Origin of the sequence: Caballeronia sp. LjRoot31 (genome assembly GCF_964253885.1) — a bacterium.
Lineage (GTDB): Bacteria > Pseudomonadota > Gammaproteobacteria > Burkholderiales > Burkholderiaceae > Caballeronia.
The window spans coordinates 2,617,912-2,631,542 of the sequence record NZ_CAXURX020000001.1 but is presented as its reverse complement, the minus strand read 5'-3'; the positions used below and the strand labels follow the sequence as shown (position 1 = coordinate 2,631,542).

Below are 13,631 nucleotides of genomic sequence, written 5' to 3'. Positions count from 1 at the left end.
CGACGGGAAAGTGCCGTCATTGTGCGGGCATCATTCAGCGGCGCGCGACGGATCATCAATAGGAGGATTTAGTAGCGGATTTTTCTTGCATGCCGAGCAGCGCCGCAGACACGGGGTCACCCGAATTCAACAGGATTCGACGCAGCATGCTTTTCAGGAAGCCTACTTCCTCTGGCGTAAATCCGCAGAGCAGCTTGTCGAGAACGTTCGTAAAAATTGCCGGAATCTGTCCGGCAAGCGCGCGGCCTTCTTCGGTCAGCGCCAGCCGGACGACCCGCCGGTCTTCCTCGCTGCGCAAGCGTGTAATGAGTCCGCGTTTTTCCAGACGGTCGATCAGCCGGGTCACGGCGCTCGCGTCGATCCCGTATTCGCGCGCCAGATCGGCGGCGGCGAGGCTCCGGCCGCTTGCCAGCATGAACATGATGCTGGCTTGCGTGCTGGTGATGCCGAGATCGGCCATGGTGTGTTGCGTGACGTTGTTCCACAAGGTCGAGCGGACGCGGCTAAGCAGATAACCCACGCTTTCGCTGAGTTCGTAATTCGCAATTTCGGGAACCGGCTGGGGGGTGTCGCTCATGGATTCTCGTGCGCTTGCAATAATTGACTATGCAAGATTATAGAATCAGATAGTTGACCCGGCAAGCACCTCGGCATGCATGTTAAGAATCTTCTTAATTTGATGCCGTTGCCACGGGTGTTGTTATTTTGAGATTCGCGCGACGCCCGCTGAGGCCTGACGGTAGGCGTTGACGCCGGTTTTCGGCTGTCTTGAAATAGGAAACCGGTTCCGGGTTATGTCCTATTGCACGATGGGGAGGAAGAGGACACGCCGGCGTGTTACACTCTCGGGTTCCCATCGCGCCGAGTGCGGGGGGCGTGGAGGTTTCTTTCTGAGTTGACTTTTTAAGTCGACTTTTTGAGTTGGCCCCGCGGCCTGCTGCTTGCACCCACCCACGGCGCTCAACTGTATGTACAAGCTCCTCAGCCTCCTATGACTCGCGCCCTCCGCAATATCGCCATCATCGCCCACGTCGACCACGGCAAGACTACGCTCGTCGACCAATTGCTCCGCCAGACGGCCACGTTCCGAGAGAACCAGCAAGTCGTCGAACGCGTGATGGACTCGAACGACATCGAAAAGGAACGTGGCATCACGATCCTTTCGAAGAACTGCGCGGTCGAGTATGAAGGCACGCACATCAACATCGTCGACACCCCGGGACACGCCGACTTCGGCGGTGAAGTGGAGCGCGTGCTGTCCATGGTCGACTCCGTGTTGCTGCTGGTGGACGCCGTTGAAGGCCCCATGCCGCAAACGCGCTTCGTGACGAAGAAGGCGCTGGCGCTCGGACTCAAGCCGATTGTGGTGATCAACAAGGTTGACCGGCCGGGTGCGCGGATCGACTGGGTGATCAACCAGACGTTCGACCTGTTCGACAAGCTGGGTGCGACTGAAGAACAACTCGATTTCCCGATCGTGTACGCATCGGGCCTGAATGGTTATGCCGGACTGAACCCGGACGTGCGCGAAGGCGACATGCGTCCGCTGTTCGACGCCGTGCTGGAACACGTTCCGGTTCGCCCGGCTGATCCGGAAGCGCCGTTGCAGCTCCAGATCACGTCGCTCGACTTTTCGTCGTACGTCGGCCGTATCGGCATTGGCCGGATCACGCGCGGCCGCATCAAGCCGGGCATGGCCGTCGCCGTGCGTTCGGGTCCTGACGGCGCGATCCTGAACCGCAAGATCAATCAGGTTCTGTCGTTCAAGGGCCTCGAGCGCGTGCAGGTCGAAGAGGCTGAAGCCGGCGACATCGTGCTGATTAACGGTATCGAGGAAATTGGTATCGGCGTGACCATTTGCGCCGTTGACACCCCGGAAGCGCTGCCCATGATCACCGTGGACGAACCCACGCTGACCATGAACTTCCTGGTGAATTCGTCGCCGCTGGCCGGCCGTGAAGGCAAGTTCGTCACGAGTCGTCAGATCCGCGACCGCCTGTTCAAGGAACTGAACCACAACGTGGCGTTGCGCGTGAATGAAACCGGCGACGAAACCACGTTCGAAGTCATGGGGCGCGGCGAACTGCACCTGACCATTCTTGTAGAAAACATGCGTCGTGAAGGCTACGAACTCGCCGTGTCGCGTCCGCGCGTGGTGATGACGGAAGTCGACGGCGTGAAGCACGAGCCGTACGAAAACCTGACTGTCGACATGGAAGATGCAAACCAGGGCGGCGTGATGGAAGAGCTGGGCCGCCGCAAGGGCGAAATGCTCGACATGGCGTCGGACGGCCGCGGCCGTACGCGTCTTGAGTATCGTATTTCGGCACGTGGCCTGATCGGCTTCCAGTCGGAATTCCTGACGCTCACGCGCGGTACGGGCCTGATGAGCCACACGTTTGATTCGTATCAGCCGGTGAGGGAAGGCGGAGTGGGCGAGCGTCGTAACGGCGTGCTGATTTCGCAGGATGACGGCGCGGCTGTCGCGTATGCATTGTGGAAGCTGCAGGATCGCGGCCGCATGTTCGTGTCGCCGGGTGACGCATTGTACGAAGGCATGATCATCGGTATTCATAGCCGTGACAACGATCTGGTCGTGAACCCGATCAAGGGCAAGCAGTTGACCAACGTGCGTTCGTCGGGAACGGATGAAGCGGTGCGCCTCGTGCCGCCGATCCAGATGTCGCTGGAATACGCGGTTGAGTTTATCGACGACGACGAACTGGTCGAAGTGACGCCGCAATCCATTCGTCTGCGTAAGCGTTACCTGAAGGAGCACGAACGTCGCAGCGCCAGCCGTAAGGGCGCAGTGGACTAAATTCACGCGAGTTTGCGTGTGGGAAAAGCCGCCTTCGGGCGGCTTTTTTATTGCGTCAGCGTCACACAAATGCCTAGCGTTTACTGCGTCCCTTATTCGCGAAAGGTCCCCGAAAGCCCGCTGGATAAGCATTCCGGGTGCGGCTATCGGCGCGTCGACGTATTGATCTGTGCTATGCTAGAGAAAGTATTGCCAGTTTTAGGTCCTTCCAAGCAGACTTGATTCGCGCAATCCGCTAAACGGTCAGGCCGTGTTGCGGAAGGTTGAGTAACCCGCTATTTCTCGAGAAACTCGAAGAAAGGTGAGCGTAAAAATGATGAAGAATTCCCAGCTGAACTCCTATTTGTTCGGCGGTAATGCCCCGTACGTCGAAGAACAGTACGAGGCATATCTCGATAATCCCGCGTCAGTGCCCGAGACCTGGCGTACCTATTTCGATGCGTTGCAGAACGTGCCTGCATCGGATGGGACGAATCACAACGACGTGGCCCACGGCCCTATCGTCGAATCGTTCGCGCAACGCGCGAAATCGAACGGCTTCGTGCCGCGCGAGAGCAGTGGTGATCTGGCGACCGCGCGCAAGCAGGTCTACGTCCAGTCGCTGATTGGCGCCTACCGTTTCCTCGGCTCCCAATGGGCCAACCTCGATCCGCTGAAGCGCCGCGAGCGCCCGGCCATTCCTGAGCTCGAACCCGCGTTCTACGACTTCACCGAAGCCGACATGGATCAGATGTTCCATGCGCAGAACCTGTATTTCGGTTTTGAACAGGCGTCGCTGCGCGAGATCGTGAAGGCATTGCGTGACACGTACTGCGGCACGATCGGTGCCGAGTTCATGTACATCAGCGATCCGGAACAGAAGCGCTGGTGGAAAGAAAAGCTTGAATCGATCCGCTCCACCCCGAATTTCTCCCCCGACAAGAAAAAGCACATTCTTCAGCGCCTGACGGCGTCCGAAGGGCTTGAGCGTTTTCTGCACACGAAATACGTCGGCCAGAAGCGTTTCTCGCTGGAAGGCGGCGAAAGCTTCATCGCGTCGATGGACGAAGTCGTCCGCCACGCGGGCGCGGCCGGCGTGCAGGAAATCATCATCGGCATGGCTCACCGCGGACGTTTGAACGTGCTGGTGAACACGCTGGGCAAGATGCCTGCTGACCTGTTCGCTGAATTCGAAGGCAAGCACGTCGACGACCTGCCGGCCGGTGACGTGAAGTATCACAAGGGTTTCTCGTCGGACGTTTCAACCGATGGCGGCCCGGTGCACTTGTCGCTCGCGTTCAACCCGTCGCACCTTGAGATCGTGAACCCGGTGGTCGAAGGGTCGGCGAAGGCACGGATGGATCGTCGCGGCGACGTCGACGGTCTGCAAGTGCTGCCGGTCCAGATTCACGGCGACGCGGCGTTTGCCGGTCAGGGCGTGGTGATGGAGACGCTGAACCTCGCGCAAACGCGCGGTTACGGCACGCACGGCACGCTGCATATCGTCATCAACAACCAGATCGGCTTTACGACGTCCGACCCGCGCGACGCGCGTTCGACGCTGTATTGCTCGGACGTGGCGAAGATGATCGAAGCGCCGGTGCTGCACGTGAACGGCGACGATCCGGAAGCGGTCGTGCTGTGCACGCAGCTGGCTATCGACTACCGCATGCAGTTCCACAAGGACGTGGTTGTCGACATCATCTGTTTCCGCAAGTTGGGTCACAACGAGCAGGACACGCCGGCGGTCACGCAGCCGCTGATGTACAAGACGATTGCGAAGCATCCGGGTACACGCGCGCTCTACGCTGAAAAGCTCGTGCAGCAAGGCGTGATCACGGCTGAAGACGCCGATGGTTACGTGAAGGCGTATCGCCAGGCAATGGACGACGGTCACCACACGGTTGATCCGGTGCTCTCGAACTACAAGAGCAAGTACGCGGTGGACTGGGTGCCGTTCCTGAACCGCAAGTGGACTGACGCGGCTGATACGGCCGTGCCGCTCGCAGAATTGAAGCGCCTCGCGGACCGTATCACCACGGTGCCCGATAACTTCAAGGTGCATCCGCTGGTCGAGCGCGTGATCAACGACCGTCGCGCGATGGGCCGTGGCGATGCAAAGCTCGACTGGGGCATGGGCGAGCATCTCGCTTACGCGTCGCTGGTGGCATCGGGCTACGCCGTGCGTCTGACGGGCCAGGACTCAGGCCGTGGCACGTTCACGCACCGTCACGCTGTGCTGCACGATCAGAACCGCGAACGCTGGAACGACGGTACGTACATTCCGTTGCAGAACATTGCCGAAGGTCAGGCGAAGTTCACCGTGATCGACTCGGTGTTGTCCGAAGAAGCGGTGCTCGGTTTCGAGTACGGTTATTCGACCGCGGAACCTAACACGCTCGTCGCGTGGGAAGCGCAATTCGGCGACTTCGTGAACGGTGCGCAAGTCGTGATCGACCAGTTCATCTCGTCGGGCGAAGTGAAGTGGGGCCGTGTTTCAGGTCTCACCATGCTGCTGCCGCACGGTTATGAAGGTCAGGGTCCGGAGCACTCGTCGGCACGTATCGAACGGTTCCTGCAGCTTTGCGCGGATCACAACATGCAAGTGGTCCAGCCGACCACGCCGGCGCAGATTTTCCATCTGTTGCGCCGTCAGATGATCCGCTTGTTCAGGAAGCCGCTGATCGTCGCTACGCCGAAGTCGCTGCTCCGTCACAAGGAAGCGGTGTCGGATCTGTCGGAACTGGCGAAGGGCTCGTTCCAGCCGATCATCGGCGAAGTGGATGACACGATCGAGCCGAAGAAGGTCAAGCGTGTGATCGTGTGCTCAGGTCGCGTGTATTACGACCTGGTGGCGCATCGTCGCGAAGCGAAGGCGAACGACGTCGCGATCATCCGTATCGAGCAGTTGTATCCGTTCGCCCACAAGCAGTTCGACGCGGAAATCAAGAAATACGAACACGCGACCGAAGTGGTCTGGGCACAGGACGAGCCGCAGAACCAGGGCGCCTGGTTCTACGTCGAGCATCATCTGCGTGAAGGCATGCGTGATGGACAGAAGCTGGCTTACAGCGGCCGTCCGGCATCGGCATCCCCGGCAGTCGGTTACTACGCGAAGCACTACGAGCAGCTGAAGGCGCTGATCGAAGGCGCGTTTGGCCGGCTGAAGGGCGCGCAGACGATCTCGAAATAAACGGCTGTGACCGGGGAGCGCGGCTTTTGGCGGCTCCCCGGTTTTTCATGCGCTGTCCTGTGATTCGAGTTTCGATTTTGAACGTGGAATGCAGACGCAGCGCTCGCGACCGGTCATACCCGTTAGACGCGCGCTGCATTGACACGCTCTGGTCACCCAGGAATTGACGGCGTCGAACTCTCCAAGAATTGACGTTGTACCCAGATACATTCAGGAAAAAACATAATGTCTATCGTAGAAGTCAAGGTTCCCCAGCTCTCTGAGTCCGTGTCGGAAGGCACTTTGCTGACGTGGAAGAAAAAGCCGGGCGAAGCAGTTGCTATCGACGAAATTCTCGTCGAAGTCGAAACGGATAAGGTCGTGCTGGAAGTGCCGGCACCGGCTGCAGGCGTGCTGGGGCAAGTGATCAAGCATGACGGCGATATCGTGACGGCCGAAGAATTGATCGCGACGATCGATACGGAAGCGAAAGCGGGCGCAGCACCGGTTGCCGCCGCAGCAGGCGCTGCTGAAGTGCAGCCGGCACCGGCCGCTCAGCCGCAACAGGAAGCCGCACCGGCAACGGCTGCTGCTTCGAACACCTCCGCATCTCCCTCTGCCGCCAAGATCCTGGCTGAGAAGAATGTCTCAAGTGACCAGGTTTCGGGTTCAGGCCGCGATGGCCGTATTACCAAGGGTGACGCACTGGCTGCCACGCAAGGCGCGCCGGTGGTGTCCGCTTCGGTTTCCGCGCCTGCTGCAAAGGCAGCGCCGGCCAAGGCCGCACGTCCGTCCCTGCCGGATGTAAAGGCGCCGGGTGCGGATCAATGGCTGAAGGATCGTCCGGAACAACGCGTGCCGATGTCCCGTCTGCGCGCACGTATCGCCGAGCGTCTGCTCGAGTCGCAGCAGACCAACGCCATCCTGACCACGTTCAACGAAGTGAACATGGCGCCGGTCATGGACCTGCGCAACAAGTACAAGGACAAGTTCGAAAAGGAACATGGCGTGAAGCTCGGCTTCATGTCGTTCTTCGTGAAGGCTGCTGTCCACGCACTGAAGAAGTACCCGCTGGTGAATGCGTCGATCGACGGTAACGACATCGTTTATCACGGTTACTTCGACATTGGTATTGCAGTGGGTTCGCCGCGTGGTCTCGTGGTGCCGATCGTTCGCAATGCGGATCAATTGAGCCTGGCTGACATCGAGAAGAAGATTGCTGAATACGGCGTGAAAGCGCGCGACGGCAAGCTGTCGATCGAAGAAATGACCGGCGGTACGTTCTCGATCTCGAACGGCGGTGTCTTCGGTTCCATGTTGTCCACGCCGATTATCAACCCGCCGCAGTCGGCCATCCTGGGCGTGCATGCAACGAAGGAACGCGCGGTGGTCGAGAACGGCCAGATCGTGATTCGTCCGATGAACTACCTGGCGCTGTCTTACGACCACCGGATCATCGACGGCCGCGAAGCCGTGTTGTCGCTGGTCGCGATGAAGGATGCGCTGGAAGATCCGGCTCGCTTGCTGCTGGACCTGTAAGTCCTTGCGTTAGCCCCTGCGTAAGCCCTTACGTTAGCCCTTTAAATCAGGCAGTAAAACCTTATTTGGGACTCATGGCGCGTTCGGTAGACCCGGACGCGCCGTGTATCCAACAAGAGAAGGATAGTCATGTCCAAAGAATTTGACGTCGTCGTGATTGGTGCAGGCCCTGGCGGTTACATCGCGGCGATTCGTGCGGCGCAACTCGGCAAGTCGGTTGCGTGTATTGAAGGCTGGAAGAACCCGGCCGGCAATCTGAAGCTCGGCGGCACGTGTCTTAACGTGGGCTGCATTCCGTCGAAGGCGTTGCTGGCTTCGTCGGAAGAATTTGAAAACGTTTTGCATCACCTCGGCGACCACGGTATCAATGTGGGCGACGTGAAGCTCGACCTCTCGAAGATGCTTGCCCGCAAGGAAGGCATTGTCGAGAAGATGACGAAGGGGATCGAGTTCCTGTTCCGCAAGAACAAGATCACGTGGCTGAAGGGTCATGGCAAGTTCACCGGCAAGACAGCCGCCGGCGTGCAGATCGAAGTGAGCGGCGAAGCAGAAACCGAAACCGTGACGGCGAAGAACGTGATCATCGCGACGGGATCGAAAGCGCGTCATCTGCCGGGCATTACGGTCGACAACAAGATTGTCGCGGACAACGAAGGCGCATTGTCGTTCGATGCTGTGCCGAAGAAGCTCGCTGTGATCGGTGCTGGCGTGATCGGTCTGGAACTGGGTTCGGTGTGGCGTCGTTTGGGCGCGGACGTGACCGTGCTCGAAGCGTTGCCCGCGTTCCTCGGCGCGTGCGATGACTCGTTGGCCAAGGAAGCCGCGAAGCAATTCAAGAAGCAAGGTCTCGACATTCACCTCGGCGTGAAGATCGGCGAAGTGAAGACGACGGATTCGAGCGTTTCAGTGGCCTACACGGACAAGGACGGCAACGCGCAGACGCTGGACGCTGACCGCCTGATCGTGTCGATCGGCCGCGTGCCGAACACGGATAACCTCGGTCTGGAAGCGATCGGCCTGAAGACGGACGAACGCGGTTTTGTTCCCGTCGATGACCACTGCGCGACCAGCGTGCCGAACGTGTACGCGATCGGCGACGTGGTGCGTGGCCCGATGCTCGCGCACAAGGCGGAAGACGAAGGCGTGCTGGTGGCCGAGATTATCGACGGTCAGAAACCGCATATCGACTACAACTGCATTCCGTGGGTGATCTACACCGAACCGGAAATTGCGTGGGTCGGCAAGACGGAACAGCAACTCAAGGCCGAAGGCCGCGAGATCAAGACCGGCCAGTTCCCGATGATGGCGAACGGTCGCGCACTGGGTATCGGCAAGGCTGACGGGTTCGTGAAGATGATCGCCGATGCAAAGACCGACGAACTGCTCGGTTGCCACATCATTGCAGCGAACGCGTCGGACCTGATTGCTGAAGCCGTGGTGGCGATGGAGTTCAAGGCGGCATCGGAAGATATCGGCCGGATCTGCCATCCGCACCCGTCGTTGTCCGAAGTGATGCGCGAAGCCGCGCTCGCCGTCGACAAACGCGCGCTCAATATGTAATTGCGGCATCGGTTGAGCAGCAGGACGAAGGCGGGCGGGAGTTTTCCCGCTCGCCTTTGTTTTGTCCACGGCCTTCAGGCTTGTCAGGTCATATTCAAGGCACCCACTCCCTCGCACCATGAACGTCAACGAATACTACGAACACGAACTGCAGACGCGGGGTTATCAGTCGGACGCGGCGCAACTGGCGGCGGTCGAACGCTTGCAACGTTGCTACGACGAGTGGGTCGCGTACAAGGCGCGCCGCTCGAACGCGTTCAAGAAGCTGATCTCGCATCCGGAGTTGCCGCGTGGCGTCTACATGTGGGGCGGCGTGGGGCGCGGCAAGAGCTTCCTGATGGACAGCTTCTTCGCGGTCGTGCCGGTGCAGCGCAAGACACGCCTGCATTTCCACGAATTCATGCGCGAGGTGCATCGGGAGCTGGAAGAGTTGAAGGGCACGTCCGATCCGCTCGATGAACTCGCGCGACGCGTGGCGAAGCGTTACCGGCTGATTTGCTTCGACGAGTTTCATATCTCGGATATTGCCGATGCCATGATTCTTTACCGGTTGCTCGACCGCTTGTTCGGCGCCGGCGTGCAGTTCGTGATGACGTCGAATTACGACCCTGACTTGTTGTATCCCGATGGTTTGCATCGTGACCGGTTGCTGCCCGCCATTGAGCTGATCAAGTCGAAACTGGACGTGATCAATGTCGACGCCGGCACGGACTATCGTAAGCGTACTTTGTCGCAAGTGACTGCTTATCACACGCCGCTAGGCGCCGCCGCCGACAAAGCGCTGCGCGCCGACTTCGCGAAGCTTGCCGCGGTGCCGGACGAAAGCCCGATCCTGCGGATCGAGAAACGCGAACTCAAGGCGCTGCGCAAAGCCGATGGCGTGGTCTGGTTCGACTTCGCCACGCTCTGCGGCGGCCCGCGTTCACAGAACGATTACCTCGAACTGGCGAGCCGCTTCCATGCGGTGATTCTCTCCGACGTTCCAAAGATGTCGCCGCGCAATGCGTCGGAGGCGCGGCGTTTTACGTGGCTGATCGACGTGTTCTATGACCACAAGGTGAAATTGCTGATGTCGGCGGCGGTGCCTGCGGAAGAACTGTACGTGGAAGGTCCGATGGCCAACGAATTCACGCGCACGGTGTCGCGGATCACCGAGATGCAGTCGAAGGAATATCTGGAGTCGGAGCGTCGGCTGGTGGACACGTCGCTGACCTGACGCAGCGTTGGCCAAACGGGCGAATTGACAATGCGAGACTCATAATTTCGCCGAGAGCTTACTGCTGTAAGGCTCTGAACGGTATTTCAAGATTCGGACATGTCTTATTCCGGGGTCTCCGGCAGATCGGTATCTTCTAATCACTTACTTGTGATTGGAGAGAACCATGAAGCCTTACCGCGATATGTCCGACGAAGAATGGCAAATGGTCGCGCCTTTGTTGCCAGAGTTGCGACCCCGTTCCGAGTTGCGCGGACGACCGCTCGCCAACACCCGTGCCGTGCTCAACGGCGTGCTCTGGGTGATGTACAGCGGTGCTTCATGGTCAACGTTGCCGCGTAAATACCCGTCGTATCAGACGTGTCACCGCCGCTTCAAGGCGTGGCACGACTCCGGTGTGCTCGGGCGGGTGATGCAGCAGTTGTTCGGCGTGGCGAGTGAAGGTTTGTATTCGTTGATGACCTCGCGCATGCGAGTGCCAACCGAGTTGCCAGAGGGGTTGGGCGGCCATGCGGTTGCGGCGGATACCACCCGGCCTGCCGAGATGCATGGCGACGCACGGCCAGTGCTTATGCCGCTCGTGCCGCTTACCCCGGCCGAAGCGGTTGAATACCCACGAGGCGGTGTGCGTCACGCGGCTTGATGTACGGCTTGATACGCGTGTGAAGATCGCTCGTGCATAAAAAACCCGTCTGGAGACTTAGAGCCTCCAGACGGGTTTTTTTGTACGCAACGCATTCGGATGCTGCGGTTTTATTGCTGTCGGATCCAGGTTTGCGAACGTCCGAGCAGCGACACGCCAATATATCCGCGGACCACGAGTTTCTGTCCGCCATCGTCCAGGTGCATCTTGCATTTGTACAGCTTGCCGTTCTCGGGATCGAGGATCTGGCCGCCGTCCCACGTGTCGCCATCGGGTTTCATGCCATTGATGATAGTCATGCCTTTCATCAACTGGTCCTTGCGTGAATCGGTGCAGGCCGTGCAACGGCGGGTCGGATCGTTGCTGCTGCCGAGCCCGGTGAGGATCTTGCCGGTGAATGTACCGTCGCCGTCCTGGATAATTTGCACCAGCGCCTTGGGCTGACCGGTGTTGTCGTCGATGGTTTGCCAGAGTCCCGTAGGCGACGCAGTTTGCGCCATGCTTGTTGCGGACGCGGCGAGTAGTGCACCGGCAAGCAGGATGCGTCCGGCATGCCGATGCACGCGTTGGGTAAGTCTCGTCATGCTTCCTCCTTGAGGTAAAACGTCTCTTGATCTGTTGACCATGTTGTCATTATTGCCGGCTGCGCAGGCGCCGCGTGCCGGACAGAATACGACAAAGCATGGGGAGCGTTTTGTACAAACCCTCTAGTCGGGCAGCTGCTTCGCTGCGGTCTGTCCCCTGTCAATTGAATTGGTAGGAAAAGGTCGCGTTTACGCGCGGGCTCCGCGATCCGTTGCCTTCCACCGGGGCATCGCCCACCGGTTTCGCCAGCGATAAATCCAGACTGTAGTACTTGGCATCGGAGATCCGGAAGCCTATGCCTATCGATGCCAGGCGGCTCGGTTTCGAACCGGCAGCGTGGAGATAGGTGTGGGCGGTATCGACGGAAACGTAGGGTGTGAAGGTCTTCATGAACGCCAGTCCGATCGCAAAGGGCCGGTTGATTTCCGCCGATGCGGCCCAGCCCGAATCGCCCGATACTTCTCCCGGCTCATAGCCAAGCGCGAAGCGCTGCCCGCCAAACGCGATCTGCTCGGAGGTCGGCAGGGAGTCCGCGCTGTACTGCCCGGTTGCTGCAATCGAGGTGCCAATCTTGAACGGCCATTCATTGGTCTGTGAAACCGTAGCACCCGTGCGCACGAACGTAAGTGACGCGGGGTTGGTTGTGATAACCCCGGGAATGTTGGTGTCCGCCGACTTCGACGCCCCAAGCACATCGAATGCTTTCGCCACGTTGAGGCTTGCGCGCCTGACGGTTCCCGTATCCACGCCGGTGTAGTCGAGTTGCAATGTAGTCACACGCACTTGCGAACGCTGACCAAGTTGTGCGCCCGTGATGGTGTTCTTGTAGCGGTCCTCGTCGTGCGATGCGTATGCGCCCGCCGTGCCGATCAGGCTGCGCGTGTTGCTCAGCACGAACGGATACGACGCTGACAAGCCTGCTTTGTCGTTGACGACGGTGCGCTCGACGTAGGAGGGCAGGCCGGGGTTATCGACGGGATGTCCGTAGTAGTGCGATGCATCGGCCTTGAGGGTGAAGCCGTCGGTACCTATGGGCAATGAGCCATTGACGTCGAAATAGGTTTGATCGTCGCGACCCTTCGGCAGGAGTGCGGCGACGCCCAGCGTCTCGCCTTGGCCAAGAAGGCCATTCTCCGTCGCGGTGACAATGCCCTGCACACCAGGATGATTCATATCGATGCCGGTCGCGATAGTGAACGGCTTGCGCTCGACATCGAGATCGAGCGTGGTCGCGCCGTCGGTGGTCTGCGGCGGCGCGACAGTCGCCGCGATCTTCACGCCGGGGGTGAGGCCAAGCACATTGACGTAACGTTCGAAGGTGGATTGCCGCAATGGCCGGTCGGCGCGAATCCGGTCAGCGATCGCGCGAATGCGTTTTTCAGCGGTGCCGGGATCGCCCTTGATCTTGATATCGGCTACGTAACCTTCTACCACCGTGATGCGCACCACGCCGTTTTCGAAGGTCTGTGCGGGCACGAAGGCGAAGGAGAGCGCGTAACCCCGTTCCTTGTAGAGCGCGGTCACGCCGTTCGCCGTCTCCATCAATTCGCCGATGGTGACGTCCTTGCCCACCAGTGGATTGAAGTGTTGCGCGACTTCATCGAAGGGAATGGCTTTTACGCCTTCCACCTCGATCTTTTTCGGCGTCAGGTGACGCGCAAGCAGTTCCTGGATCTGCGGGGTTTGCGGCTGGACATCGACGGTAACGGCCGGTGGTTTTTGCGGCGCGTTCACTTGCGGCAACGCGTCCAGTGGATTGCCCGCCAGCGCCGGCCGCGCAACCTGTCCGCTGGTCTGCGCCTGGGTGGCATGCGCCGCCACCGCCGCAAGCAGCAGCGTCCATTTCCATTCCTTGATATTCACGGTACGGCCCTCGTTGGCTTTTTTCGTGCGAACTGCGGAGGAGGCCGGATCGACACGACCCGAGGTCCTGCTGCGTTCGTCATCGTTTGATGCTGGGGTTTGATGCTGGGTGTTGCTTCTACTGCATATCTTTGTATTACGGCTCTTTGCGGTCGTAACCTTTGGCCTTGTTCATTCCTGTCTCAATCTATTCTTGTTCATGCCTATGTGTCGTAGGTATTTTCATCGGTTGTCCTTGTGATATTTTCTTGTCCGG

General features: G+C 59.3%; 9 protein-coding genes. 6 read left to right on the top strand and 3 right to left on the bottom strand.

What is annotated here, in order from left to right:
• Nucleotides 1–55: 55 nt before the first annotated feature.
• The gene (locus ACSQ8V_RS11575) at nucleotides 56–577 is read right to left on the bottom strand and encodes a MarR family winged helix-turn-helix transcriptional regulator (RefSeq protein WP_213761660.1); all 522 of its coding nucleotides are present in this window, start codon (nucleotides 575–577) and stop codon (nucleotides 56–58) included.
• 414 nt (nucleotides 578–991) lie between these two features.
• Here ACSQ8V_RS11575 and typA point away from each other — a divergent pair, with 414 nt between their 5' ends.
• The 6 genes from typA (at nucleotide 992) to ACSQ8V_RS11545 (ending at nucleotide 10,927) form a co-directional block, all read left to right on the top strand.
• Nucleotides 992–2,818, top strand: a complete 1,827-nt coding sequence (gene typA, locus ACSQ8V_RS11570) for a translational GTPase TypA (RefSeq protein ID WP_213761659.1) — start codon at nucleotides 992–994, stop codon at nucleotides 2,816–2,818.
• A 313-nt stretch (nucleotides 2,819–3,131) separates the two neighbouring features.
• Complete coding sequence (locus tag ACSQ8V_RS11565; protein ID WP_436205806.1) at nucleotides 3,132–5,990, top strand: 2-oxoglutarate dehydrogenase E1 component; 2,859 nt, start codon at nucleotides 3,132–3,134, stop codon at nucleotides 5,988–5,990.
• A gap of 225 nt (nucleotides 5,991–6,215) precedes the next feature.
• Complete coding sequence (odhB, locus tag ACSQ8V_RS11560) at nucleotides 6,216–7,508, top strand: 2-oxoglutarate dehydrogenase complex dihydrolipoyllysine-residue succinyltransferase (protein WP_213761657.1); 1,293 nt, start codon at nucleotides 6,216–6,218, stop codon at nucleotides 7,506–7,508.
• Nucleotides 7,509–7,637: 129 nt separating this feature from the next.
• Entirely contained in the window at nucleotides 7,638–9,068 is a 1,431-nt protein-coding gene (gene lpdA / locus ACSQ8V_RS11555; RefSeq protein WP_436205805.1) for a dihydrolipoyl dehydrogenase, read from the top strand.
• 118 nt (nucleotides 9,069–9,186) lie between these two features.
• The gene (gene zapE, locus ACSQ8V_RS11550; RefSeq protein ID WP_213761655.1) at nucleotides 9,187–10,284 is read left to right on the top strand and encodes a cell division protein ZapE; all 1,098 of its coding nucleotides are present in this window, start codon (nucleotides 9,187–9,189) and stop codon (nucleotides 10,282–10,284) included.
• A gap of 166 nt (nucleotides 10,285–10,450) precedes the next feature.
• Nucleotides 10,451–10,927: a transposase gene (locus ACSQ8V_RS11545; RefSeq protein ID WP_436182007.1), complete on the top strand. Its 477-nt coding sequence runs from the start codon at nucleotides 10,451–10,453 to the stop codon at nucleotides 10,925–10,927.
• A gap of 110 nt (nucleotides 10,928–11,037) precedes the next feature.
• On the opposite strand, the gene ACSQ8V_RS11540 is transcribed toward ACSQ8V_RS11545, so the two are convergent.
• Both ACSQ8V_RS11540 and ACSQ8V_RS11535 read right to left on the bottom strand, forming a co-directional pair.
• Nucleotides 11,038–11,511 carry a DUF2147 domain-containing protein gene (locus ACSQ8V_RS11540; protein ID WP_436205804.1) on the bottom strand — a complete coding sequence of 158 codons (474 nt, stop codon included), beginning with the start codon at nucleotides 11,509–11,511 and terminating at the stop codon, nucleotides 11,038–11,040.
• A 160-nt stretch (nucleotides 11,512–11,671) separates the two neighbouring features.
• Nucleotides 11,672–13,375 carry a ShlB/FhaC/HecB family hemolysin secretion/activation protein gene (locus tag ACSQ8V_RS11535; RefSeq protein WP_436205803.1) on the bottom strand — a complete coding sequence of 568 codons (1,704 nt, stop codon included), beginning with the start codon at nucleotides 13,373–13,375 and terminating at the stop codon, nucleotides 11,672–11,674.
• Nucleotides 13,376–13,631: the final 256 nt, after the last annotated feature.